General features: G+C 42.9%; 20 protein-coding genes. 14 read left to right on the top strand and 6 right to left on the bottom strand.

Translation table 11 applies throughout. From position 1 onward, the window contains the following. Nucleotides 1-15 precede the first annotated feature (15 nt). From gloB to fabI, 8 genes are all read left to right on the top strand, one after another. Nucleotides 16-795: a hydroxyacylglutathione hydrolase gene (gene gloB, locus VQ643_RS09360; protein WP_414199499.1), complete on the top strand. Its 780-nt coding sequence runs from the start codon at nucleotides 16-18 to the stop codon at nucleotides 793-795. An 81-nt stretch (nucleotides 796-876) separates the two neighbouring features. Continuing rightward, on the top strand, nucleotides 877-2,385 hold the full coding sequence (locus VQ643_RS09355) for a LysM peptidoglycan-binding domain-containing protein (protein ID WP_414199497.1): 1,509 nt from the start codon (nucleotides 877-879) through the stop codon (nucleotides 2,383-2,385). 83 nt (nucleotides 2,386-2,468) lie between these two features. Continuing rightward, nucleotides 2,469-4,292: an extracellular solute-binding protein gene (locus VQ643_RS09350; protein ID WP_414199495.1), complete on the top strand. Its 1,824-nt coding sequence runs from the start codon at nucleotides 2,469-2,471 to the stop codon at nucleotides 4,290-4,292. Next, nucleotides 4,292-6,106, top strand: a complete 1,815-nt coding sequence (locus tag VQ643_RS09345; protein ID WP_414199493.1) for an extracellular solute-binding protein — start codon at nucleotides 4,292-4,294, stop codon at nucleotides 6,104-6,106. Before VQ643_RS09350 ends, VQ643_RS09345 begins: the two co-directional genes overlap by 1 nt. A gap of 1 nt (nucleotide 6,107) precedes the next feature. Next, the gene (locus tag VQ643_RS09340; protein ID WP_414199491.1) at nucleotides 6,108-7,193 is read left to right on the top strand and encodes a microcin C ABC transporter permease YejB; all 1,086 of its coding nucleotides are present in this window, start codon (nucleotides 6,108-6,110) and stop codon (nucleotides 7,191-7,193) included. A 1-nt stretch (nucleotide 7,194) separates the two neighbouring features. Further along, complete coding sequence (locus tag VQ643_RS09335; RefSeq protein ID WP_414199489.1) at nucleotides 7,195-8,214, top strand: ABC transporter permease; 1,020 nt, start codon at nucleotides 7,195-7,197, stop codon at nucleotides 8,212-8,214. Beyond that, entirely contained in the window at nucleotides 8,192-9,832 is a 1,641-nt protein-coding gene (locus tag VQ643_RS09330; protein WP_414199487.1) for an ABC transporter ATP-binding protein, read from the top strand. Before VQ643_RS09335 ends, VQ643_RS09330 begins: the two co-directional genes overlap by 23 nt. A gap of 2 nt (nucleotides 9,833-9,834) precedes the next feature. Then, entirely contained in the window at nucleotides 9,835-10,632 is a 798-nt protein-coding gene (fabI, locus tag VQ643_RS09325; protein WP_414199485.1) for an enoyl-ACP reductase FabI, read from the top strand. 109 nt (nucleotides 10,633-10,741) lie between these two features. Here the strand turns inward: fabI and rluB are convergent, their stop codons facing one another. Beyond that, a complete protein-coding gene (gene rluB, locus VQ643_RS09320) occupies nucleotides 10,742-11,983 on the bottom strand; it encodes a 23S rRNA pseudouridine(2605) synthase RluB (protein ID WP_414199483.1) in 1,242 nt (413 codons plus the stop codon). A gap of 73 nt (nucleotides 11,984-12,056) precedes the next feature. After that, nucleotides 12,057-14,237, bottom strand: a complete 2,181-nt coding sequence (gene rlmKL / locus VQ643_RS09315; protein ID WP_414199481.1) for a bifunctional 23S rRNA (guanine(2069)-N(7))-methyltransferase RlmK/23S rRNA (guanine(2445)-N(2))-methyltransferase RlmL — start codon at nucleotides 14,235-14,237, stop codon at nucleotides 12,057-12,059. A 396-nt stretch (nucleotides 14,238-14,633) separates the two neighbouring features. On the opposite strand from rlmKL, the gene rmf reads away from it, so the two are divergent. Beyond that, entirely contained in the window at nucleotides 14,634-14,849 is a 216-nt protein-coding gene (gene rmf / locus VQ643_RS09310) for a ribosome modulation factor (protein ID WP_414199479.1), read from the top strand. Between the two features lie 41 nt (nucleotides 14,850-14,890). Here rmf and VQ643_RS09305 read toward each other — a convergent pair whose 3' ends face one another. Continuing rightward, entirely contained in the window at nucleotides 14,891-15,922 is a 1,032-nt protein-coding gene (locus VQ643_RS09305) for a quinone-dependent dihydroorotate dehydrogenase (protein WP_414199477.1), read from the bottom strand. A gap of 209 nt (nucleotides 15,923-16,131) precedes the next feature. Between VQ643_RS09305 and VQ643_RS09300 the strand changes: the two genes are divergently transcribed. The 3 genes from VQ643_RS09300 to sulA all read left to right on the top strand — a co-directional run bounded on the left by VQ643_RS09300 (nucleotide 16,132) and on the right by sulA (nucleotide 18,202). Then, complete coding sequence (locus VQ643_RS09300) at nucleotides 16,132-16,980, top strand: DUF6685 family protein (protein WP_414199475.1); 849 nt, start codon at nucleotides 16,132-16,134, stop codon at nucleotides 16,978-16,980. Nucleotides 16,981-17,072: 92 nt separating this feature from the next. Beyond that, the gene (lexA, locus tag VQ643_RS09295) at nucleotides 17,073-17,702 is read left to right on the top strand and encodes a transcriptional repressor LexA (RefSeq protein WP_414199473.1); all 630 of its coding nucleotides are present in this window, start codon (nucleotides 17,073-17,075) and stop codon (nucleotides 17,700-17,702) included. A gap of 11 nt (nucleotides 17,703-17,713) precedes the next feature. Beyond that, on the top strand, nucleotides 17,714-18,202 hold the full coding sequence (gene sulA, locus VQ643_RS09290) for an SOS-induced cell division inhibitor SulA (RefSeq protein WP_414199472.1): 489 nt from the start codon (nucleotides 17,714-17,716) through the stop codon (nucleotides 18,200-18,202). A 57-nt stretch (nucleotides 18,203-18,259) separates the two neighbouring features. On the opposite strand, the gene gltX is transcribed toward sulA, so the two are convergent. Beyond that, nucleotides 18,260-19,744 (bottom strand): glutamate--tRNA ligase, encoded by a 1,485-nt coding sequence (gene gltX / locus VQ643_RS09285; protein ID WP_414199470.1) that lies wholly within the window; start codon nucleotides 19,742-19,744, stop codon nucleotides 18,260-18,262. Between the two features lie 694 nt (nucleotides 19,745-20,438). On the opposite strand from gltX, the gene VQ643_RS09280 reads away from it, so the two are divergent. Continuing rightward, nucleotides 20,439-21,353 (top strand): DMT family transporter, encoded by a 915-nt coding sequence (locus VQ643_RS09280; RefSeq protein WP_414199469.1) that lies wholly within the window; start codon nucleotides 20,439-20,441, stop codon nucleotides 21,351-21,353. On the opposite strand, the gene uvrB is transcribed toward VQ643_RS09280, so the two are convergent. Beyond that, nucleotides 21,350-23,359 carry an excinuclease ABC subunit UvrB gene (gene uvrB, locus VQ643_RS09275; RefSeq protein ID WP_414199467.1) on the bottom strand — a complete coding sequence of 670 codons (2,010 nt, stop codon included), beginning with the start codon at nucleotides 23,357-23,359 and terminating at the stop codon, nucleotides 21,350-21,352. The two genes, VQ643_RS09280 and uvrB, sit on opposite strands and share 4 nt — an antisense overlap. A 146-nt stretch (nucleotides 23,360-23,505) precedes the next feature. On the opposite strand from uvrB, the gene VQ643_RS09270 reads away from it, so the two are divergent. Continuing rightward, nucleotides 23,506-24,702, top strand: coding sequence for an amino acid aminotransferase (locus VQ643_RS09270; RefSeq protein WP_414199466.1), 1,197 nt, complete (start codon nucleotides 23,506-23,508; stop codon nucleotides 24,700-24,702). A 54-nt stretch (nucleotides 24,703-24,756) separates the two neighbouring features. Here the strand turns inward: VQ643_RS09270 and VQ643_RS09265 are convergent, their stop codons facing one another. Then, nucleotides 24,757-26,598: an EAL domain-containing protein gene (locus tag VQ643_RS09265; protein ID WP_414199465.1), complete on the bottom strand. Its 1,842-nt coding sequence runs from the start codon at nucleotides 26,596-26,598 to the stop codon at nucleotides 24,757-24,759. Between the last annotated feature and the right edge of the window lie 12 nt (nucleotides 26,599-26,610).

Here is a 26,610-nt window from a genome sequence, read left to right as displayed (position 1 = left end):
CATAAGAGACTATGTATGCTACTTATTCATGCCCTACCTGCTTTTAATGATAACTATATTTGGCTATTAGAAAATACCCACCTGCAAACCTGCGCTGTGGTTGATCCTGGCGATGCTCAACCTGTCTTAAACTGGCTAGCCAACCACTCGCACATTGCATTAACTGACATACTCATTACCCATCATCATGCTGATCACACAGGAGGCGTAGCTGAGTTAGTTACTCAAACTCAAGCTCGCGTCTTTGCACCAGCTAACGAGCAGGTACCAAAGCGCGATATCTCTGTGGATGAGGGCGCGCATTTTTTTGTGCAAGGAAAAGCCGTACACGTCATGGCTGTACCTGGACACACCAAAGGGCATGTTGTTTACTTTTTTGCCGATGAAGACCTGCCTATGGTTTTTACAGGGGACACACTCTTTGCCGCTGGCTGCGGTCGTTTATTTGAAGGCACGCCGGCACAAATGCTCAAAGCCATGCGACGCTTGCGCCAGCTACCTAAAAGCACGCTTGTCTACTGCGCCCATGAATACACCTTAAGTAACTTACGTTTTGCCCATGCAGTAGAGCCAGATAACTTAGCTATACAACAGCGATTAGCCGAGGTAGAACATCAGCGTGATAAAAACCAAATAACCCTACCAACAAATATTGAGTTAGAACAACAAACCAATCCTTTTATGCGTTTTGATCAAGCCCACGTTATACATAAAATACAACAACGCTTGCAGCAATCAGCCTTGAGTGACGTGGAAGTTTTTGCTGCTATTCGCTCATGGAAAGATGAATTTTGAGAAAAATCAGTATACCTTTATAACTTGACCCACCGCACAGGGCTACATAGAATCCCCCAAACTATGATAGCCCTATAAAGTATGCAAGAATTTCAATCGCCTCCTCAATATCACCGTTTTCCACGTTCTTTTGCACTATTGGCATGCAGTGTTGCCTTGGCGCTTTTAACAGGCTGCCAAACCACGCAACAACTACAACCTAATGAAACTAGCACTAAAACCACAACCCAATTAGTTTCTGAAGATGCCGAATTATTAACGGAAAATCCTACCATTTGGATGGCAATTCGTGATGGCTATCAGCTTCAAGCATTAATCCCAGATAATCCGCGAGTTGACCAACAACGTTTATGGTTTGCTAGTCGTCCAGTAAATGTTGAACGTCTTTCTGATCGTAGCTCACCTTATATCTATTACATTGTTGAGCAATTGCAAGCACGCAATATGCCGTTAGAACTTGCCTTACTGCCTATGATTGAAAGCGCTTATGATCCAAGCGCTCTTTCATCTGCTAAGGCTGCTGGGCTTTGGCAGTTTATGCCTGCAACAGGTCGTTATTTCAATTTGCAGCAAACATCTTGGTATGACGGACGCTTAGACATAGTCGCTTCAACTGATGCAGCTCTAGACTATTTGCAATACCTTAACCAATTTTTTGAAGGTGACTGGCTATTGGCACTAGCTGCTTATAATGCAGGTGAAGGTACTGTGCAACGCGCCCAACGTAGAAATCAAAAAGATGGCTTGCCAACCGACTACTGGAATTTAAAATTACCAGCAGAAACACAGGCCTATGTGCCTAAGCTACTGGCGTTGTCTCAGATATTAAGCACACCAGAAAGTTATCAAATAGCCTTAGCTGATGTTCCAAATGAGCCTTATTTCACGGCGGTTGAATTACAACATCAAATAGCGCTCGAGCATCTTGCTCATATGGCAAAACTGGATAAAGAAGAAATGCAACGTTTAAACCCTGGCTATCGTCAAGGCGTAACTATGGGTGGACCTAAACGCATTTTAGTTCCTGCTGAAAAAGCACAAAAAATGCAACAACAGATTGCACAGCTTAAACCTGAAGATCAAGTACGCTGGCAAAGCTATATTGTACAGCGTGGCGATTCATTATCTGTTATTGCCAAACGCTTTAATAGCTCCGCAAAAACTATCAGCCAGCATAACAAGTTGCGCTCTAACAACTTACGCGTGGGTCAAGTTCTAACTATTCCAGGGCGTTTTGCCACTAGCCAGCAAACTTTAGCTGTGGATCATGTCCGTACGCAGAGCTATACAGTGAAGTCAGGTGATAGCTTATCCGTCATAGCGCAAGCACATGGCGTAAAAGAGGCTGATTTAAAACGCTGGAATAACTTAAAAAACAACACCTTGATGGTGGGTCAGCAATTAGCCATTAACCAAAACACGAGCAATACCACTAATAATGCAAAACAGCCTACGTACTATCAAGTGCAAGCTGGTGATTCTATGTATCAAATTGCCCAGCGCCACAAAGTCAGTTTGGAGCAATTACGCCAATGGAACCCAAAAACAAAAGTCATTCATCCTGGGCAACGCCTAGCACTGTATTTATAAAGTCGTAGAAGCAATATATCCCTAAGAAACTTGTTATAGTGCTACCTTGTCTAAATGCTGTTTGTATTTTTGATAAGGGTACTATGACGCGTTTTTTCACTCTTTTATTATTGGCTCTGCTCTCAACCCCTAGCTTTGCGACTATTGTGCAAAGCCACGGTTATGCACAGTTTGGCCAACTCAAATACCCTTCTACATTTACCCATCTGGATTGGGTCAACCCTAATGCGCCTAAAGGTGGAACTGTGCGCATTATGAACTATGGCACCTTTGATACATTAAACCCTTACACCATTAAAGGCATAAGCCCTGTTGCCTCAGATGATTTTTTAAATTACGGTGTCAACGAATTAAATGCCACATTAATGGCAGGTAGCGGAATCTATGACCCATCAGGCGATGAAGCAACCAGCGCTTATGGTCTTATTGCTGAAAGTTTAGAATACAGTCAAGACCGAAGCTGGGTCACTTTTAATCTGCGCAAAGAAGCAACCTTTCATGACGGTACACCTATTACCGCACAGGATGTCTTATTTAGTTATCAAATATTAAAAGAACAAGCACATCCCCAATACCGCGTACCCTTACAAGAAGTTGACCGCGTTGAGGTACTTAATAGCCACCGTGTACGTTTTGTGTTTAAGCGCGCTAATAACCCTTTATTGATTCTACGAATTGGAGAAATCCCCGTTTTACCTAAGCATTACTGGGAAAAACATGACTTTCAAGCCACTACCTTTAAGCCTCCTTTAGGTAGCGGACCTTACCGAATTACACAAGTAAAACCTGGCAAGCAACTTACATTTGAGCGTGTGCCAAATTGGTGGGGCGAAAACTTGCCAATCAATAAAGGAAAATACAACTTTGACAAAGTAATTCTTGATTTTTATCGTGATCGCCACGTTGCTTTTGAAGCCTTTAAAGCAGGCCAATTTGACATTTACATCGATCATCAAGCAAAAAACTGGGCTACAGCCTATAACTTTCCTGCCGTGCGAAAAGAGCAGATTATCCGCCGTGAAATTACTCACCAAATCCCTAGCCAAACCCAAGCTTTATTTTTCAACACACGGCGTACACAGTTTAATCAAATTGAAGTGCGTAAAGCACTAAGCTTGCTATTTGACTTTGAATGGCTCAATAACAGTTTATTTAACCAAGCTTACTTACGCTCTACAAGCTATTACCCCAATAGCCCCTTTAGCGCATTAGGCCTTCCAGATAAAAACCAACGTGTGTTGTTACAACCGTGGCAAGATAAGCTGCCGAAAGAGTTGTTTAGCCAAGCCTTTACCACAAGTACCACTGATGGTCGTGGGCTACCTCGTGAGAGTATTCGCCAAGCATTATTACTACTTGAGCAAGGCGGATGGAAACTCACAGAACAGGGTTTAAGAAACAGTAAAAACCAGCCTTTTAAACTAGAAATACTGCTCGTCAATCCAAGCTTAGAACGCGTCCTTCAGTCCTATATCAATAATTTACGCATGGTAGGTATTGAGGCAACGCTGCGAACTGTTGATCGCGCCCAGTTTAAACAACGTCTTGACCGCTACGACTATGATTTAACCTTGTTAACTCTGCCACAAAGTATTAGCCCTGGACTTGAGCAAGTCTTGTATTTTCACTCCAGCCAAGCCAATGTAACAGGTGGGAAAAATTACGCAGGAATACAAGATCCTGTAGTTGATAAAATGCTTGAACATTTAATGGCAGCGAAAACACGCGAGCAGCAAATAAATGCCACCCAAGCACTCGACCGTGTATTACTATGGCGCTACTACAGTATTCCTAATTGGCACATTAACAAGCATAGAATTGCTTATTGGGATCGTTTTGATTTTGTAAAAACCCCGCCTTATGCATTAGGTTTACGTGCATGGTGGATTAAACCGGAGAAACAGTAATGAAATGGATCTTACCTAATTGTCTTTTGCTGTTATCTAGTTGTTTTGCATTCACTGCATTAGCACAGCCGCAACATGCAATGACACTCTATGACGAGCCACCTGCTTATCCGGCAGATTTTACCCATTTCGACTTCGTCAATCCTCACGCCCCTAAAGGCGGTACTTTGCGCCTATCTGACTCGCGCACTTTTGATAGCCTTAACCCTTTTATTGCGCGCGGCAACCCATCAGCACACAGTATTTATATATTCGACATGCTCGGCTACCAATCCCCTGATGAGCCTTTTACAGTCTACGGATTAGTTGCAGAAAAAATGGAAAAAGCTGAAGACAATAGTTTTGTGCGCTTTTATATCAACCCTAAAGCTCGCTTTCATGATGACACGCCTATCACGGCCAAAGATGTTGCCTTTTCCTATAACATTCTGCTGGAGAAAGGCCATCCTCAATTTAAAACTTATTATGCCGATGTGAAACAAGCAGTTATTGAAGATGAGCTAACTATTAGGTTTGACTTTAAAACCAAAACCAACTACGAACTACCATTAATTCTAACTCAACTAGCTATTTTACCTGAGCATTGGTGGCAAGATCGTGATTTCTCTCGCGGCACATTAGAGCCTTTGTTAACGAGCGGCCCTTATAAAGTAATACGTGCCGAAGCTGGTAAGCGTTTGGTTTTAAAGCGCGTAAAAAACTGGTGGGCGAATGACTTGCCTGTTACCAAAGGCATGTTTAATTTCGATCGCATACAAGTAGATATTTACCGTGATAGTAATGTTGAGCTAGAAGCCTTTAAAGCAGGACAATTTGATTTAAACATAGAATATTCTGCGAAAAACTGGGCCACAGGCTATGAGAGTAATGCTCTTAAACGAGGGCTTTTTATAAAAGAAGAAATTATTAACCACATGCCCTCAGGCATGCAGGGCTATATATTTAACTTACGCGATCCACGTTTCCAAGACCCTAGAGTCCGCCAAGCATTAGGCTACCTATTTGACTTTGAATGGACCAATAAGCAAATTTTTTATAACAGCTACCAACGGACCAATAGTTACTTTGCTAACTCTGACCTTGCTGCTAAGGGCTTACCAAGCCAAGCTGAACTTGCCATTTTAGAACCTTTACGTGGTCAAATACCTGAGGAAGTATTTACTCAGGAATATCATCCCCCGAAAACCGATGGCAGCGGCATTATCCGTAAGCAACGCCTAGCTGCTTGGGCACTTTTACAGCAAGCAGGCTATCGTATTGAAAATGATAAAATGCTTGATCCTAATGGCCAGCCATTACGGTTTGAGTTTATGTTCTTTCAAGACTCATTGGAGCGCGTTCTCTTACCTTTTAAACGTAACCTTGCTGAATTAGGTATTGAAATGCAGTTACGCAAAGTCGATGTTGCGCAATTTATCAACCGCATGCGCAGCCGTGACTTTGAAATGAGTAGCGCTATATGGCCTCAAACCAACTCGCCAGGTAATGAACAACGTGAGTTTTGGCATTCTAGCAGCGCAGACAACCCCGCCAGCCGAAATTACTTAGGCATTAAGGATCCGGCTATTGATCAGCTAGTAGAGGGTTTGATTAACGCACACACACGTGAAGAGCTAATCACTTACACCCATGCATTAGACCGTGTTTTACTCTGGCATCATTTTGTAATTCCCAATTACTACTCAGATATATGGCGTATTGCCTACTGGAAAAAACTGCAACACCCCAAGCGGCTTGCGCAATATGACTATGCCTTAATGACATGGTGGATTGATACCTCGGCAGAAACCTCATCGTCATCGGTAGCGAAATAATATGCTTAGTTATATTTTTCGACGCTTATTACTGATTATTCCTACATTGTTTGGCATTTTATTAATCAATTTTTTGATTATTCAAGCAGCGCCCGGCGGTCCTGTTGAGCAAATGATTGCTAAACTTGAAGGATTTGATTCTATTGCAGGCGGTGCTACTGGGCGTATTAGCGGCGGCGGTAGTGAAGTGGCAACGAATGGCTCTGCCAACTACCGTGGCGCTCAAGGGCTAGATCCTGAACTAATTGCTGAAATTGAGCGCATGTATGGTTTTGATAAGCCAGCGCATGAGCGTTTCTGGTTAATGATCAAAAGCTACGCTCAGTTGGACCTAGGAAAAAGCTTCTTTCGTGATGCGCAAGTAACGGATCTGATTTTAGAAAAGCTCCCAGTCTCCATATCCCTAGGTTTTTGGAGCACACTTATTATGTACTTAGTTTCTATCCCATTGGGTATCTCTAAAGCAGTACGCCATGGTAGCCGTTTTGATGTATGGAGTAGTACTGCAATTGTCTTAGGCTATGCCATTCCTGCATTTTTATTCGCTATTTTATTGGTTATTGTTTTTGCAGGTGGCAGCTATTTCCAATGGTTCCCACTGCGCGGTTTAACCAGCGCCAACTTTGACGAGCTAAGTACACTAGGTAAAATTGCTGATTATTTCTGGCATCTCGCTCTACCTATCACTGCACTTGTTATTGGTCACTTTGCCACCCTCACCTTACTGGCTAAAAACAGTTTCTTAGATGAAATCAATAAACAATATGTAGTGACTGCTCGTGCTAAAGGTTTAACTGAGCGGGCTGTGCTTTATAAGCATATTTTTCGCAATGCCATGCTAATCATTATTGCCGGTTTTCCAGCGGCATTTATTGCTATGTTTTTTACAGGGTCCTTACTAATTGAAGTTATTTTTTCATTAGATGGCTTAGGCTTATTAAGTTTTGAATCTGCCATGAACCGTGATTACCCTGTGGTATTTGGCAGTTTATTTTTATTTACTGTTTTGGGCTTAATCGTTAAGTTGGTGGGCGATTTAACCTACACCTTAGTTGATCCACGCATTGATTTTGCAGGGAGACAGTAAGATGCGTCTTTCGCCCATTAATCAACGCCGTCTACATCGCTTTAAGCAACATAAACGCGGCTGGTACTCGTTATGGATCTTCTTATTCTTATTTGTCTTAACCCTAGGCGCTGAGTTTATTGCCAATGATAAACCCCTACTGGTCGAATATGATGGTGAATATTACTTTCCTATTGTAAAACGCTACCCTGAAACCGTATTTGCCGGTGAGTTTCCTCTACAAGCCAATTATAAAAGCCCCTATATCCAACAATTAATTGCTGAAAAAAATGGCTGGATGCTCTGGCCACCTATTCGTTTTAACTACGCCAGTATTAACTATGAGCTACAAGAGCCAGCCCCTGCTCGCCCTTCTAAACAAAACTGGTTAGGTACAGATGACCAAGGTCGCGATGTACTAGCTCGGGTTATTTATGGCTTTCGTATTTCCGTTGCTTTTGCGTTATTTCTAACACTGTGTAGCGCTGTGGTGGGCATTATTGTTGGCGCGATTCAAGGCTACTACGGCGGCTGGATTGATCTAATTGGACAACGTTTTATGGAAATCTGGTCAGGACTTCCCATGCTCTTTTTATTAATTATTATGGCGAGTTTTGTGCAGCCTAACTTCTGGTGGCTACTAGGCATTATGCTACTGTTTTCTTGGATGAGCCTTGTTGACTTAGTGCGTGCTGAGTTTTTACGTGGCCGCAATCTAGAATATGTCCGTGCAGCACAAGCCTTAGGTATGAGTGATCGTAAAATTATGTTTCGCCACATCCTCCCTAACGCCATGGTCTCCACTATGACCTATATTCCATTCTTAATTACAGGCGCAGTAGGCACCTTAACCGCCCTAGACTTTCTAGGATTTGGCCTTCCAGCGGGCTCAGCATCCTTAGGTGAACTGGTTGCGCAAGCCAAAGCCAATTTACAAGCACCTTGGCTAGGTATTACAGCCTTCACTGTGCTGGCATTAATGCTTAGCTTACTCGTCTTTATTGGGGAGGCGGCGCGCGATGCCTTTGACCCACGCAAATAACAACGCCTTACTTAGCGTTAAGCAATTAAGTATCAGTTTTGATAATGACTCTGGCAGCCGATCTATTATTGATAATGTCAGCTTTGATCTTCACAAAGGGCAAACGCTAGCGCTGGTAGGCGAAAGTGGCTCTGGCAAGTCAGTGACCGCCCATGCAATTTTACGACTACTGCATGCACAAGCGCGTTTTACCAGTGGGGAAATCATTTTTGATGGTCAAGACTTATTGCACATTCCGATAAAGGCTATGCAAAGCGTACGTGGCAGTCGGATTGCCATGATCTTCCAAGAGCCTATGACGTCACTCAACCCTTTACACACGGTTGGCAAACAAATTGCTGAAATGATCGCTCTGCATCAGCCCGTTACGAAGCAGCAAGCCTTTCAACGCGCGTTAGAGCTATTAACCTTAGTCGAGCTAAAAGATCCAGAACAGCGCTTAAAATCTTATCCGCACCAACTATCAGGCGGACAACGCCAACGCGTAATGATTGCTATGGCACTGGCCAACAACCCAGAACTATTAATTGCTGATGAACCAACCACTGCCCTTGATGTAACCATTGCCCAAAAAATTCTTGAGCTTTTATTGCGCCTGCAAGAGAAACTAGGCATGGCTATTTTACTGATTAGCCATGACCTTAACCTAGTTCGCCGCGTAACTAACTATGTGTGTGTTATGCAACGAGGCACACTAGTAGAGCAAGGTGAAACAGAGCAGGTTTTTACCTCACCACAGCATCCTTACACACGCATCTTGCTTGATGCCGAACCAGACGGAGAGCCAGCAACTACCACAGTAGGCAAAACACTACTCGAATGTAAAAACCTTAAAGTTTGGTTTCCGATCAAGCGTGGTTTTCTGCAACGCACAGTTAGCCATATTAAAGCAGTTGATGGCATAGATATTCAGTTGGCACAAGGCCAAACCCTTGGCGTGGTAGGAGAAAGTGGCTCAGGAAAATCCACCTTAGGTTTAGCCTTACTACGCTTGATAGACAGCCAAGGTCCTATTGTGTTTGCCGGTAACGCCCTACACTGTCTTGCCAATAAACAGCTACGCTCCTTGCGCCGACAGTTACAAATCGTCTTTCAAGATCCTTTTGGTAGCCTAAGCCCTCGGATGAGCGTAGCTGAAATTATAGGCGAAGGTTTAGACGTCCATAATATCGGTGATCAACAACAACGTGAGCAGGCAATCATACAGGTGCTTAACGAAGTAGGTCTTGATCCGCAAACACGCCACCGCTATCCGCATGAGTTCTCAGGCGGGCAACGCCAGCGCATTTCAATTGCGCGCGCATTGGTACTAAAGCCTCAACTGATTGTGTTAGATGAACCTACTTCTGCACTAGATCGCACAGTACAGAAGCAAGTTGTCACGTTATTACGTGACTTACAGGTCAAATACAACCTCACATACATATTCATTAGCCATGACCTTGCAGTGGTAAAAGCGCTCTGTCATCAGCTAATAGTAATGCGCGACGGTAAAGTCGTTGAATCTGGCAGTGCTAAATCAATATTTAGCCAGCCACAAGATAACTACACCCAACAATTGTTGGCTGCTGCTTTTTTAACGCAGCCAATAGAAGAAATCACTTGTAAAGAGGAATAACCATGGGATTTTTAACTGGAAAGCGCATTTTGATCGTAGGTGTTGCCAGTAAATTATCAATTGCATCAGGCATTGCTGCTGCCATGCACCGTGAAGGCGCAGAGCTAGCCTTCACCTATCAAAATGACAAGTTAAAAGGACGTGTAGAAGAATTTGCTGAAAGCTGGGGCTCAAACCCCAGCCTATGTTTTCCATGCGATGTAGCCAATGACGCTGACATCGAAAACGTATTTAAAGAACTGGCTAAACAATGGGACGGCCTAGACGGCATAGTACACTCCGTTGGCTTTGCACCAGGTGACCAACTAGACGGCGACTTTACTGAAGTAACCACACGCGATGGCTTTAAAATTGCACACGACATTAGTGCTTACAGCCTTGTAGCTTTAGCCAAAGCTGGCCGCCCATTAATGCAAGGGCGCAATGGCAGCATTCTAACGCTTAGCTACCTAGGAGCTGAGCGCACCATGCCTAACTACAATGTAATGGGCATGGCAAAGGCCAGCCTTGAAGCTGGCGTACGTTACCTCGCTGGCAGCCTTGGCCCAGAAGGTACGCGCGTAAACGCCGTATCTGCTGGCCCAATTCGCACATTAGCGGCTTCTGGCATTAAAAACTTCCGTAAAATGCTAAGCGCCAACGAAAAACAAACTCCACTTCGCCGCAATGTAACTATTGAAGAAGTAGGCAATGCTGGTGCCTTCCTTTGCTCCGACCTCGCCTCCGGCATCAGTGGCGAAATCCTCTACGTAGACGGTGGCTTCAACACCACCGCAATGGGTGCATTGGACGAGGAATAGATTAAAACTACTATGCAATTAGCACAGTGCCAACTAAGCTAATAAACTAAACTTAATCCTGTTATAAAAAAGCCCAGCATTTTTAGCTGGGCTTTTATTTGAGTTAAGATTATTTAGCTTTACGTAGCGAGCGGTTTGGTTTTACGTCAGCGTCGTTTTCGCTGCGTAAAATACGGCGGTTGGGTTGTGCATCATTTGGTTTACGGTGTTTACTTGTGTTGCCGCTATCACTGTTATTGGAGCGACGGCTGTTATTATATCTTGAGCCGCGACGCTCCGCGCCTTGTTCTCTGTTTTCTGTACGTGAGTTTCTTCCGCTTTGCTCAGGGCGAGTTCGACGCTGCTCGGTCTGTTTGCTACGGGCTGGGCGAGATTCGGTTTGTTCATTACTACCTGGGCGGTTTGAACGACGATTACTTGGTTTTTCGCGGCTAAATTCATCGCGGCCTTCGCGTTCTTCGCGTGGTTTAAAGCGTTGATTGTTATGCTTAGTACTCACTGGTTTAGCAATTTTGCGCTGTAAACGCTCTTGCTGGTCTTTGTCTTTTATAGTGCCTTCTGGTAAGGCTACAGGCTCTAGACCTACTTCTTTGCTGAGCACATCCAATTCATATTGGCTCATTTCGCGCCAGCGGCCTAAACGAATCTCTGAATTTAAAAAGACAGGTCCAAAGCGCACGCGTTTTAACCGGCTCACAATAACGCCTTGAGATTCCCATAAACGGCGTACTTCGCGGTTACGGCCTTCCATTACAACGCAATGATACCAACGGTTTAGACCATCACCTTCTGGGGCAACTTGAATATCAGTGAACTTAGCTGGGCCGTCTTCTAGTACTACACCATTTTTTAACGTTTCGATCATTTCGTCAGTGACTTCGCCACGCACGCGTACAGCATATTCGCGGTCCATCTCAAAGGACGGGTGCATCATGCGGTTTGCTAATTCACCGTCGGTAGTGAAGAGTAATAAACCTGAGGTATTAATATCTAAACGGCCTATATTAATCCAGCGTCCTACTTTAGGGCGTGGCAAACGATCAAAGATCGTTGGGCGCCCTTCAGGATCATTGCGTGTACAAACTTCGCCTTCGGGTTTGTTATAAATTAATACACGGCGAACACTTTGATTTACGTCTTCGCGCTTAAGAGGACGTTCATCAACAGTTATTTGATCTGTACTTTCAACGCGAGCACCTAAAGTAGCTATTTGGCCGTTTACTTTAATACGTCCGTTTTTAATCCATTGTTCAATTTCACGGCGTGAAGCTAAGCCTAGACGTGCTAGGACTTTCTGGAGTTTTTCGCCTGTGATTTCTGGCAGTTCTTGGTCTAGTAGATCTTCGCTCATGTGAGCACCTCGCGGTGAGTCTTAAATAAAGTGGCACATCATACAGGCTTGTATTAGATGTGCGAGATATAAATCACTCGGCGTGGCTGATGCGCCATGCTCGGTGAATTTTAGTGTTGCGTTTAAAGTCAGGATCCAATGTTTGGGCGCTGATTTCTACAACAGTATAGCGCTGCATTATGCTCTCATCTAACTCAAAACGGCGAAAGTTGTTCGAAAAATAGAGCACACCGTTTTTAGCTAAACGTTGCATTGCTTGGCTAATCAATTGTACGTGATCACGTTGCACATCAAATACACCTTCCATCCGTTTTGAGTTAGAAAATGTAGGTGGATCAATAAAGATCACGTCATATTCATTGCGATCTTGGGCAATCCATTGCATAACATCGCCTTGCTCTAAACGATGCTTATCAGAAAAGCCATTGAGTGCTAAATTACGTCTTGCCCAGTCTAAATAGGTTTTTGACAAGTCAACACTTGTACTACTACGTGCACCGCCTACAGCCGCATGCACAGTCACTGAACCTGTATAACAAAATAGGTTTAAGAAGCGCTTACCTTTAGCTTCTTGCTGGATTTTGCGCCGCATTGGGCGATGATCTAGAAATAATCCTGTATCTAAATAATCAGTTAAGTTTACAAGCAACTTAGCGCCTGCTTCTTGAACTTCAAAAAATTCGCCTTTTTGTGCTTGACGCTCATATTGACGCAAGCCTGCCTGACGTTCGCGCCGTTTAATGGCAATATGCTCAGCTTTTACACCTAACACGCTAGGTAAAGCAGCTATGACATCCAAAAAACGTGCTTGCGCTTTATTCTCATCAATCGTTTTAGGTGCGGCGTATTCTTGAACATGTACTTGGTTGCCATACACATCAATAGCCACTGCGTACTCTGGCATATCAGCATCATATAAGCGATAGCAGTCAATTTGTTCGTTTTTCACCCATTTACTTAATGCTTTAAGATTTTTCTTTAAGCGATTAGCAAACATTTGTGCGCCTTCACTTAATCGTGCTGGCTCTAAGGCATCAGCGAGTAATTTATCAGTTTGCGCAGCAGCATTATCACCCGTTACAAACTGATCTGTTTCCACTTTAAATAGCAACAGCTTACAAGGTAAAGCACCATTAAAAAAAGCATATTGCTTGTGGCTGCGTAGCCCCATGCGCTTGCCTAGCTGAGGTGCGCCTGTAAATACAGCGGCTTGCCAGTGCAAGCAATATTGGCGCAAGCGTTGTCCTAGATGTTGATATAAATAAAGCAAACTGGCTTCTTCGCCTAAGCGTTCACCGTAAGGCGGGTTACACACTACTAACCCTGTTTGATTTTTATCTGGATGCGGTTCAAAAGTAGCCAATTCACCTTGATAAATCTTAACCCAATCAGCTAGTCCAGCACGTTCAATATTATTGCGTGCTGGCTGAATTAATCGAGGATCAGCTTCATAACCACGAATCCAATTAGGTGTTTGGCTTAAACCCTGTACTGCTCGTTGCTGGGCTTCTTCTAACAAGCGCGTCCAAATGCTTGGAATGTGCCCTTGCCAGTGAGTAAAGCCCCACTCTTGACGTTTTAAGTTCGGTGCAATATCAGCAGCGATCATTGCGCCTTCCACTAGAAAGGTGCCTACACCGCACATTGGGTCTGTCAGTGCAGCACCTTGCTTGGCTAAGTCTTTCCAACCTGATCGAATAAGTATCGCTGCTGCAAGGTTTTCTTTTAATGGCGCCGCGCCTTGCTGCAAACGATAACCGCGTTGATGTAGGCTGGTACCTGATAGGTCTAGGGATACAACCACAGCATTGCGCTGCACATGTACGTTAATGCGTAAATCTGGATTGCGCTTTTCAATGCTTGGACGATTCCCTAAACGATCCCTCAACCGATCAACAATCGCATCTTTAACCTTTAATGCGCCAAAATGCGTATTATCAATGCCTGCCCCCTTGCCTGAGAACTCAATAGCCATGGTGCTTTGGTTGGTTAAATGATCGGCCCAATCCATTTCATAGATACGTTGATACAGCTCATCTGCGGTTTTTGCATCAAATTTATGAATAACTAATAGTACGCGATTAGCTAAGCGCGACCAGAGGCATAAGCGGTATGCTGTTTCTAATGTACCTTGCCCTTGTACTACGGCCACTCGCTCGCGTGCCGCTTGCAAGCCTAGCTCGGTGGCTTCTTCAACCAGTAACCCTTCTAGGCTTTTAGGGCAAGTTAAAGAAAGTTCATACAATTGAGACATAGCAATACCGCCTTTAAAAATTTCCACGCAGTATAAAGCGCCCAGCCAAAAGCGCTAGACTTTGGACTTAATCTTTTACTTTATTTTTATCTGTAGTTGAGTAAAAAATAGCCTTATCTGCTGTTAGATTACAAATCAGTTAACAAAAGTAACATTTAAAATAGAGAAAAGCTTATGTTGCACCTATTTCAAGCAGATAAAAAACAGTAACTTAGCCAAATATGCATAAAAAAATATTTATTTATAACTTTTTGGCAGTTTCTATTTCATGTCATACCTATTACAAGAGTAGTGTTGCATGTGCAACCTAATCCTATTAACCCTCTATCTGTTTAATTAAATCAATAAAGCAATATCCCAATAACCCACTAGAGATATCTGTGAGGCAACCGCTTTATGAGACGATTGAAAAGAAACCCCCTGACTCGCGCATTTATTCGCGGCTACCAAAACGGTTTAACTGGAAAATCCAAGGATTGCTGTCCATTCAATACAACTTCTGCTCGACAGGCTTGGCTTAATGGCTGGCGTGAAGGACGTAGTGATCAATGGGATGGGCTGACGGGCACAGCTGGCCTGCATCGTTTTAATGAGCTCAATGCTGTAGGTTGACAGCCGCTAAAAGGCAGCTAAATTAGCTGCCTTTCTATGACTTAAAATTTTCGAGCTGGCTGCTTTGCAATCGCATCTACAGATTGGCGAATTAAGTCAGGCCCTTGGTAAATAAAGCCTGAATAAATTTGCACTAAACTCGCTCCAGCTGCAATTTTTTCAGCAGCATGCTGCCCTTCAGTTATTCCCCCTACCGCAATAATTGGCAGTTTCCCCTTCAAATTCTCTGCTAGGACACTAACAACATGCGTGCTTTTATGCCGTACAGGAGCGCCAGACAAGCCACCTGTTTCATTGGCATACGCCATACCTTCCACACCAATACGCTCAACCGTTGTATTAGTAGCAATGACAGCATCCATACCTGTCTCTAGCAAAATCTGTGCAACCTGTTGAATTTCCTCGTCGGTCATATCAGGGGCAATTTTTATCGCAATAGGCACGTGACGCCCATACAACGAAGTAAGATAGGTTTGCTTGTCGTGTAGGGTTTCAAGGAGTTGACGTAATACGTCGCCAAATTGCAAGGAACGTAAACCTGGGGTGTTAGGTGAGCTAACATTTACAGTGACATAGCTGGCATAACCATAGACTTTTTCCAAGCAATACAAATAGTCTTCAGCAGCCCGTTCTACGGGGGTACTAAAATTTTTGCCAATATTAATTCCTAATACACCACGGTACTTTGCTGCCTGTACACGCTGCAACAAATAGTCCACACCTTTATTATTAAAGCCCATGCGATTAATAATGGCTTGCGCTTGTGGCAATCTAAATAGTCTAGGTTTAGGATTACCTGGTTGTGCCCGTGGTGTAACTGTGCCTATTTCAATAAACCCAAAGCCCATTTGTGACAGACCATCAATTGCTTCGCCATTTTTATCAAGTCCAGCGGCAAGGCCTACAGGGTTGGGAAACTGTATCCCCATCACATTTACAGGACAAGCGGGAACTTTCTTTGATAAAAGAGGGACAATACCTAGTCGCCCAGCGGCTCCAATTAAGTCTAGTGATAACTCATGAGATGTTTCAGGGGAAAACTTGAATAATAAATTTCGCGCAAAGCTATACATGGCAAGAGGCATCAATGGTGAATATAAGAAAGAAGGATAAGTATACTAAAATCTTTGGCTACTTCGCATTTTTTACAAAATAAGCCTAATTTTAGCGTGGCTTTTTTATATATTTCGTGAGCGAGCTCAGATTTGTACTGAGTAAAACAGTTAAACTTACACTGCACAATGGAACTATGCAAAAAATTGATGGAGGAATAGGCAGTACTATGTTGCAATCAATACTACGTCTAACAACAAAATTGACGCGGCGTGGTCAGTCAGCCAGTTTTTATAAACAGCTTGAAGAGGCTGTTGATCTCCCCTATGCCCCACTTTTTGCTCCTAAGTTTGATATTTTTCTACCTAGGTGCATTGCTATTCAACGTCTAATCCAATTGCCTAGTAATGGCTTATCAGGTCCTGTACAGCAAGATAAAGAGCAGGCTTACAATTATTTAAAGCATATTGTGACTACCACTACAGTAGAAAATCCTGTGTTTTCTATTGCTGATTTTGATGGCATTAATTGCCCTCCAGTGATACCTGAACTGGCCAATAGTCTTCAAACCTTTTCTAAAAGCTTTTACTGTCGTGATGCACGCATTTTAAGCTACAAGGATTTTGAAGCTGCTTTAAAATTATGCTTTGTTGATAAATATACACCTATTACTGTTGAGCAAGTTGGCTGGCTAAATGACAGCTATTTTTGGAATGCACGCCCCAATGCTAGTTTGGCCCATTTTGTTTGCGCACAAAATTATGCTCGTTTACGTAAGCTTGACACCGCAGTGCCTGTTATTATTCAAAAACATAGCATTAACGCCATTGCACTATCCCAGCTAAAAGCAAGTTATCACATTATTTCAATGCCACATGAGACCTGGAGTCATCCTGCTTTTATGTCGTTTTTAATCAAATGTGAACTGCCATATGCCCGCCTAGCTATTAGCCGCGCTCCCTATCCGTATATTGAATGGCTTCTGTTGCCACGTAACCATAGCCACTCCAATTTATTGGCTGAAAGCTTACTTGAAGCTGGAGCACCCGACGTTATGGCTTACCTGCAAAAACTTTAGGCTACCTTTCATCCTGATTTACACTCAGTACTTGCCATTTGCTATTTACTGTATATAATCACAGTCAATGATTAAAAATACAGAGTACTGCCATGATCAAACTGACTAAACGCCAAACGGAAATTTTAAATTTCCTAAAGGACTGGATTGAAACCAATGGTTTTCCTCCAACTCGTGCTGAAATCTCCAAAGAACTTGGCTTTCGCTCTCCTAATGCCGCAGAGGATCATTTAAAAGCATTGGCACGCAAAGGCGCTATAGAAATGACCCCTGGTGCTTCACGTGGTATTCGTATTACTGAACCGTTCGACGATGAGCCTGTAACATCTTTAGCCAGTAATGATAATGAGCTTCCTATTATTGGCCGTGTAGCCGCTGGTAGCCCTATCCTTGCGGAACAACACATTGAAAGTACGTGCAAGATTAACCCTGATTTTTTTCATCCTCAAGCTGACTATTTGCTACAAGTACGTGGTATGAGTATGAAAAACATCGGTATTTTTGATGGCGATTTACTCGCTGTACATACCACTAGAGAAGCACGTAACGGCCAAGTCATCGTAGCCCGCATAGATGACGAAGTTACGGTAAAGCGCTTTAAACGTGAAGGTAATACCGTATGGCTTTTAGCTGAAAACGAAGAGTTTGCGCCTATTAAAGTTGATTTAACTTCTCAAGAATTTGTCATTGAAGGCTTAAGCGTGGGCGTTATTCGCCGATAAGGAGAACAGCTATGCAATTTCAAACAGCAACCCAACATGCTCAGTTACCGTTATTTGCTTCTTTTAATACATCTGTATCGCCTGCGGTTTCTGTTGTACGTAAAGCTTCTCCTGAAACAGCTACTAATGCCTCAGATTTTTTTAGTGAAATCAGTTTACAGGGCAGTGAACATCAGTGTTTGCACTTATTAGCGCCTATGTTGCGCGCACTAAGTGAAGAACAAGGTGAGCGTTGGCTAACATTTATTTCCCCACCCGCTGCACTAACCCAGCAGTGGTTACGCGATGCAGGGTTAAACCGTGAGCGGATATTAATTCTACGCCCAAGCGGCTTACAAAGTAGTCAAGAATTAGCCTGTGAGGCATTGCGTTTAGGCAAAAGCCATACTGTTATTAGCTGGCTAAACCCTTTAGTACCTAGCGCCCAACGCAAGCTTATTCGAGCAGCTCGCTTAGGCGAATCGCAAAGCCTAAATATTAAGCATCCCTTCTCAATCTAAGCACCCTACTTAGATTGATTACCGCACAGTGCTGCAAAGCATTGTGCGGTTTTTTTATTAGCCTAATGTTTGGCTATATTGTTTTTCCCACTCTTTAGTTTCTTTTTTAGAAACGCCGCCTAGAACCTCTAAAGCCTGACGCAAACGAAAGCGTGTAATATCAGGCCCTAAAATTTCCATAGCATCCAATACAGAAACCGAGCTGGCTTGCCCACTGATAGCGACAAACATTAAAGGCATAATGTCACGGAGTTTCAATTCAAGTGCAGCACCAACAAGATTAATACATTCTGTAATGGCGTCTTTATTCCATTGGCGCAAGGCTTCCAGTTTCCAAAGCACAAATTGCATTGTTTGGCGTACTTGTGCTTCGTCTAGTTTCTTATGTGCATACTGTTCTTTGCTGGTTTGTACTTGACCGCTAAAGAAAAATCCCGCTAAAGGTGCAATTTGGCTAAAGTTTTCAACTCGACCTTGAACATGAGGCGCAATTTTCATCAAATGTTCAGTATTGAACGCCCATTTCTGAACCTCTTTAGCAAAGTCTTCTACACTTAAATCACGTACCCATTGTCCGTTTAGCCAAGATAGTTTTTCCAAATCAAAAATAGGGCCGCCTAATGAAACACGATTAATATCAAAGTGCTCAATCATTTCATCTAATGAAAATTTTTCACGCTCATCTGGCATTGACCAGCCCATGCGTCCTAAGTAGTTCAATAAGGCTTCTGGCAAATACCCCATATCACGATAGAAGGTAATACACGTAGGATTTTTACGCTTAGAAAGTTTGCTCTTATCGGGGTTGCGCAATAATGGCATATAACAAAGCTCTGGTTGCTCCCAGCCAAAATACTCATAAAGCTTAATGAGTTTTGGTGCTGAGGGTAGCCACTCTTCGCCTCGTAACACATGGGTAATTCCCATTAAATGGTCATCCACCACATTGGCTAGGAAGTAGGTGGGCAGGCCGTCAGCTTTCATTAGTACCTGCATATCCATACGATCCCAGCCAATTTCAACTTCGCCGCGCAACATGTCTTTTACGACACAGACGCCTTCAGTGGGGACTTTCATACGTATTACATGAGATTCACCCGCCGCTACTCGCCGTTGCGCTTCACCAGCTTCAATATGCATGCAATGTCCATCATAACGAGGCGTTTCCTTATTGGCCATTTGCTCAGCACGTACAGCATCAAGGCGTTCAGATGAGCAAAAACATGGAAAAGCATGCCCTTTATCTACTAATTCTTGGGCATATTTTTTATAAATAGGCGCGCGCTCACTCTGTCTATACGGGCCATGCGGACCACCTATATCAGGACCTTCATTCCATTCAATACCTAACCAACGCAGCGCTTGATAAATTTGTTCTTCCGATTCACGCGTTGAGCGTACTTGATCAGTATCTTCAATACGTAAAATAAATTCACCGCCATGCTGACGCGCAAAGCATAGGTTAAATAAAGCAATATAAGCAGTGCCTACGTGTGGATCACCAGTAGGAGAAGGAGCAATGCGTGTACGAACCGTGGCCATGAAAGTTCTCAATAAAACGAAAATAAAGTGTTATCTTAACAAAGCCTTGCGCCTCACTGCTAGTTTCCTCATATAGACTTGTTAAACCTAATGACTTTTTACATTAACAAAGGCTTAAGGCTTTTATACTTTAATTGAAAACTAGATTGCCCCATAGATTTTGTTACACTCTTGAGTATCAACAAAGAATACCCTGCTCAAAACAAGCTGCTGTGATTTTGTATAGAACTTAATTCTTTCAGCGCATTGCAGCTAAAGAAATTCGTTATCTAGCAAGCTCTCCAATCTAACCCTTATGTTTTTTTAACGAGAAGTTTTAATCACTATAAATCAATGGCAGTCATACTTAGATGACAACTTGCTTCTACATGCTGGTTAAAGGAGCCAAGCCACTCCGCATCCAAACAGATGATTTCCTTTAAGCTGAGTAAGTAAGATTGCAAGAACCAAATGTATAAGATTATAAAAATCACTTGTAGCAGCAGCTAAATTCAAGTTTTACCTTTGCTAGCTTAGGGTCGCAAACTTTCACTGCTTTGCTGTCTTTTGTTCTAAAACCTTCACAAAGTGCTCAGACAGATCAAAGCGACTTGGTTTAAACAGCTTGTAGCTCTTTACTGTTAAAGCCTTAAGCTAGTATTAGTAGCAAAAAACTTACAAAGCAGTAAACTATGGCTTTACCTAAAGTATTGCTATGAACCTATATAAACCTAGTCCTACAGCACTTATTATTATCTCTTTTGCTGCTGTTTATTTGGGCTGGGGTACAACTTACCTTGCCAACCACTTTTTATTGGAAGAAATCCCGTCTTTTGTCATTGGCTGTATCCGTTTTGGGTTAGCGGGTAGCCTTGCCTTAATTTGGGTGATTGTTCGCGGGCAATTTCGTTTGCAAAAAAGTGACATCATTAGTGCATTAATTGGTGGATTAATGCTCATTGCCGTTGGCCAAGGTGCGCTCATTTATGCCAACCAATTTATTGCAACAGGCATGGTTGCCATGTTATGTACAGCGCTGCCACTGTGGAGCGTTCTACTAGAATGGTGCTTAGGTGATCGCCCACCAGTTAAAACCTTAATTGGCTTACTCATTGCCATGCTAGGTATTAGCTTACTGGTCGGCAACACTTTTGGTGAGACTACAGGCTGGCAGCAATGGTTTGCCATGGGGTTAGTACTAGGCTGCACTTTGCTATGGGCAATGGGAGGTTGGTTACTAGGAAAACGGCCGCCCTTTCGTTCTAATTGGCTAGGAATGGCCTTGCAGATGCTAGTAGGTTCCTGTGCTCTCGCTATTTTAAGTAGCTTACATAACGACTGGGAAAAATTCAGCTGGCAAGCACTTTCTGCTCAAAGTTGGTGGTGGATGGTCTATTTAGTATTGCCTGTTAGTTTAGGTGTGTTTCCTGCGTATTATTGGTTATTACGCAATGTTCGCTTAAGCACAGTGTCCACCTTTGCATTTGTAAACCCTATGGTGGCCTTATTATTAGGCTGGCTGGTGCTTGACGAGCAATTAAACACCAGCGCTTTATTAGCCTGTGCTATTACCTTAAGTGGGGTGGTTTTGTTAATTCTTGGCCGATCAAGGCGCAAACCTCTCAATTAAAGCGTAAGTAGTACATCACGCAGCTTACTAATTTCATCACGCCATAAAGCAGCTTGTTCAAACTCAAGATCACGAGCAGCTTTAAACATCTGCTCTTCAAGCTGTTTAATCCGTTTCTCAACCTGAGCTGGTGTTTGCAAGGCGGCATAATCACCTGCATCTTCGGCTACTTTGGCTAGTTTTCTACGTTGATTACGCGCCCCAGGAACAACAGCACCCTCCATAATGTCACGTATATCTTTGACTACGCCTTTAGGTACTATGCCATGTGTTTGGTTAAAGTTAATTTGTTTCGTTCTACGGCGATCCGTTTCATCTATTGCCCGTTGCATAGAGCCTGTTATATGGTCAGCATACAAAATAGCCTTACCATTTAGGTTACGAGCCGCCCGTCCTATGGTTTGAATTAATGAGCGCTCTGAACGTAAAAAGCCTTCTTTGTCTGCATCTAATATAGCAACCAAAGAGACCTCTGGCATATCCAAGCCTTCTCGCAATAAGTTGATGCCCACTAACACATCAAAGACTCCCATGCGTAAATCCCGAATAATTTCTACCCGTTCTACTGTATCAATATCAGAGTGTAAGTAGCGCACTCGCACCTCATGACTACTTAGGTAATCGGTTAAATCCTCAGCCATACGCTTAGTTAACGTAGTAACTAAAATGCGTTCATTTACAGCTACACGTTGGTGAATTTGTGATAACAAGTCATCCACCTGAGTAGACGCTGGACGAATTTCTATTTCTGGGTCAATTAATCCTGTTGGACGTACTACCTGCTCGACTACTTGCCCTGCATGCTCAGCCTCATAGGGGCCTGGGGTGGCTGAGACAAAAATAGTTTGCGGGCTAATCGCTTCCCACTCCTCAAAACGCAGTGGTCGATTATCTAAAGCAGAGGGTAAACGAAAGCCATATTTGACTAAGTTTTCTTTGCGTGAGCGGTCGCCTTTATACATAGCGCCTACTTGCGGCACACTAACATGCGACTCATCTATCACTAATAATGCATTATCTGGCAGATAGTTATATAAGGTTGGCGGTGGCGCACCTGCTGGCTGCCCTGATAAATACCTTGAGTAATTTTCAATACCACTGCAATAACCCAGCTCTAACATCATTTCCATGTCAAACTGCGTACGCTGCTCCAAGCGCTGCGCTTCTACTAGCTGATCGTTCTCACGCAAATAGCAGAGGCGCTCAGCCAGTTCTTCACGTATACCATCAACGGCAGCTAATAATTGTTCTCGTGGCGTGACATAGTGTGTTTTAGGGTAGAACGTAAAGCGTGGTAATTTGCGAAAAACCTCTCCTGTGAGCGGATCAAAAGCACTGATACTTTCAATTTCGTCATCAAACAATTCCACGCGCACAGCTTCTAGCTCAGACTCAGCTGGAAAGATATCAACCACATCACCACGCACGCGAAAAGTAGCTCGTGAAAAATCTATTTCATTACGGGTATATTGTAATTCAGCTAAACGCCGCAAGAGTTCACGCTGATCCATACGATCACCACGGTCTAGATGCAGCATCATTTTCAAATAGGTTTCTGGGCTACCTAAACCATAAATGCAAGATACTGTAGCGACAATAATAGTATCAGGCCGCTCTAACAGTGCCTTAGTAGCGGATAAACGCATTTGCTCAATATGATCATTGACTGAGGCATCTTTCTCAATAAAGGTATCTGAGGCGGCTACATAGGCTTCTGGTTGATAGTAATCATAGTAAGAAACAAAGTACTCAACAGCATTTTCAGGGAAAAAACTTTTAAACTCGCCATAGAGCTGTGCTGCTAAGGTTTTATTGGGTGCCAAAACTAGCGTTGGCCGTTGTACTTGCTGGATCACATTCGCGATGCTAAATGTTTTACCTGAACCTGTAACACCCAACAATGTTTGATGAGCTAGCCCTGCTTCAATACCCATGACCATTTGCCGAATGGCCTCAGGCTGATCACCGGCTGGGGTATAGTTAGTTACCAGTTTAAACTGCGACATGCCAACTCCTGCACCACTAAATCTCGAAAAAATGCAACTCGTACTCGCTAAATATGCGTGACTATAATACTCTTAGAAACGTTCTGCGTCCTAACCTATTCTGCGACGCGTTGTTCCCTATTAATTAAACTGTCGAGCTGCCGAACATGAGTCTGTTCTCTGCCGTCGAAATGGCGCCCCGCGACCCAATTTTGGGTTTAAACGAAGCCTATAACGCTGATTCGCGTGCGAATAAAGTAAACTTAGGCGTTGGTGTGTATTACAACGAAGAAGGTCGTATTCCTGTACTTCGTGCTGTAGCCACCGCTGAAAAAGCTTTAGCTGAAACTAATAGCCCACGCGGTTACTTACCTATTGATGGTATTAACACCTATGACAGCGCTGTGCAAAAGTTACTATTTGGTAACAATAGCCAATTAATTACGGATAAACGCATAGTCACCACGCAAGCTGTTGGTGGCACTGGCGGTTTAAAAACAGGGGCTGATTTTTTAAAGCAACTAACACCTAATGCTAAAGTAGCTATTAGCAGCCCTAGCTGGGAAAACCACCGCGCATTATTTACCAATGCTGGGTTTGAAGTGGTTGAATACCGTTATTACAACGAAAATACGCATAATGTTGATCGTGAAGGTTTTTTCGCTGATCTAAAAGCACTTCCAGAAGGCACTATTGTTGTGCTGCATGCGTGCTGCCATAACCCTACTGGAGCAGATTTAACGCTTAACGATTGGCAAACTGTATTAGATATTTGCCAAACACGTAAACTTATTCCTTTTATGGACATAGCCTATCAAGGTTTTGCCCAAGGCCCTGATGAAGATGCTGCCCCTGTTCGCTTATTTGCTGAATCAGGCTTACGCATTTTTGTTTCTAGCTCATTTTCTAAGTCTTTTTCATACTATGGTGAGCGCGTTGGTGCTTTATCCATTGTATGTGCTGATGCTGATGAAGCAAAACGCGTACTCTCGCAGGTCAAACGTGTTATTCGCACCAATTACTCCAACCCTCCTACTCATGGTGCGCGTATTGTTAGCAATGTGCTAAATAATCCTGAATTAAAAGCGCTGTGGGAGGAAGAACTCACAGAAATGCGTGTGCGTATTCGTACCATGCGCGAGCTTATGGTAAAAAAACTCGCAGAGAAAGGCGCTAAACGTGACTTTAGCTTTGTTATGCAACAACGTGGTATGTTTTCTTATTCTGGATTAACTGCTGATCAAGTTGAACGGTTACGTACGGAATTTGGTATTTATGCTGTAAACACAGGTCGAATCTGTGTAGCTGCGTTAAATATGAATAATATTGACCTCGTAACTGACGCTATTATTGCTGTTTTGTAAACTCGCTAATAGACAAAAGGGCTATCTTAGATAGCCCTTTTTTGCATCTAGATATCAACTATTTTGCATATACTCACGAATAAAGGCGGTATAAAACACTCTTTTTCCCACGATAACTTTTGAAAACGACAAGCTACAGTCTTTATAAGTTCGGTCCTTACGCATAATTTTTAAAGTACGCCTTTGCCCACGATATTGGGCTGTAGTATGGCGGTTTTCAGACACAAAGGAATCAAACTCCTGTTGTAAGCTCTCTGGCACTAAATGATGCATTGACTGAGCTAAAATCTCATGCTTTGCATAGCCCCATAAATTTTCAGCGGCTTGATTAAAAATAATTACTTGGTTCATTTCATTAATAACTACTACAGCATCAATTGCCTGCTCTAAGGTTTGCATGAATAACTGATAGTTTTCCTCTGGTGTAGCACGCAATAGCATGCGTTGTAAGCTGCTAGCAGCTGTATCAATTTGGGCATTATTAATTAGGATTTCTGTAGCTTTATCGGCTGTCAGTGGCCGCCCCAATAAGTAACCTTGCAAATAATCACAGCCTAAGTTTTCCAAAAAGCTTTTTTGCTCTAAGGTTTCTACACCTTCTGCAACCACTGACATATTAAAGGTGTGCGCTAACGTAATAATAGAAGCAACCATCATGGCATCTGGCGATCCAGGCTGAATATTTTCAATAAAGCCTTGATCAATTTTTAAAATATTAGCTGGCAAATAACGCAAATATAATAAGCTTGAATAACCTGTCCCAAAATCATCAATCGCCAATAATACGCCTAAGTTAGCAAGGTTATTTAAGGTCGTAATACTATGCTCGACATCATGCATAGCTACAGACTCTGTGACTTCTAAAATCACACAGTCTGCTGGTACAGTTATATGGTTTAAGCACCAGCGCACGTAAGCAACAAAATTAGCATCAAGCAATTGGGCGGCAGAAATATTGATGCTCATTTTTATCGCACTAAAGCCAAGATCATGCCAAGCTTTCAACTGCATCAAGGCCTGCTTAATAATCCAATGCCCTAAACAGATAATCGCACCGTATTTCTCGGCTGTGGGAATAAATTGGATAGGTGGAATAATACCCCGTTCTGGGTGCTGCCATCGGGTTAGCGCTTCAAAGCTAAAAACACCTCCGTTCCAGCTATTAAACTTTGGCTGATACTCAAGAAAAAACTGGTTTTCCTCAATAGCCACATGCATTTCACGGACAAATTCCGCCACTTGCTGTTGAATTTGGTTACTGGAGTAGCCTGCAATAAAGTACTGATTCAGCCCCATAGCAACGGCTTTATACAATGCACTGCCTGCACTATTAATGATATCCTTGCTGGTTAGCCCATGATCTGGGCATAAGGCAATGCCTATATTGCATTCAATATGAATATTTTTTTTATTAATTTGAAATGCTGAGGAAACAGCAAGAATTAGCCCAGATGCTAGCGCACAGAGTTGTTTGTAGTCTGTTTGCATAGAGACAAAAGCAAACTCATCCCCTTCCAAACGAGAAAGTACAACTTGTTCTTCTGCAACACAGTCTAAGATCCGTTGCTGAACTTGAGCTAAAAAAAGCTCAAACTCTTTACTGGTTAACTGTATCGATAGCTCAGTGCCTGCCACACTAATGATAAATACAGAAAAAGACTGGTTATGCACACGTGCTTGATCGACGATTTTCTCTAAATAATGCTTAAAGTTTCGACGCGCTGGTAATTGTTTGTTCAACGTCATTACCGGCAATTCAGGTGTTTTTTCTTCTAGTTTTTTTAACGACGAATCTAGTGCTTTCTTTTGTCTTCTCAGACAAGACACTATAACGAGCAATAAAATCAGAAATCCACTACCTAAGTACAGCACATGCATTAAAAACTGATCATGCATTTTATTACCTTA

Origin of the sequence: Pseudomonas sp. F1_0610 (assembly GCF_047470865.1) — a bacterium.
In the GTDB taxonomy this organism is placed as follows: Bacteria; Pseudomonadota; Gammaproteobacteria; order Pseudomonadales; family Pseudomonadaceae; genus JAZDRH01.
This window is presented reverse-complemented; position numbering and strand designations above follow the sequence as displayed.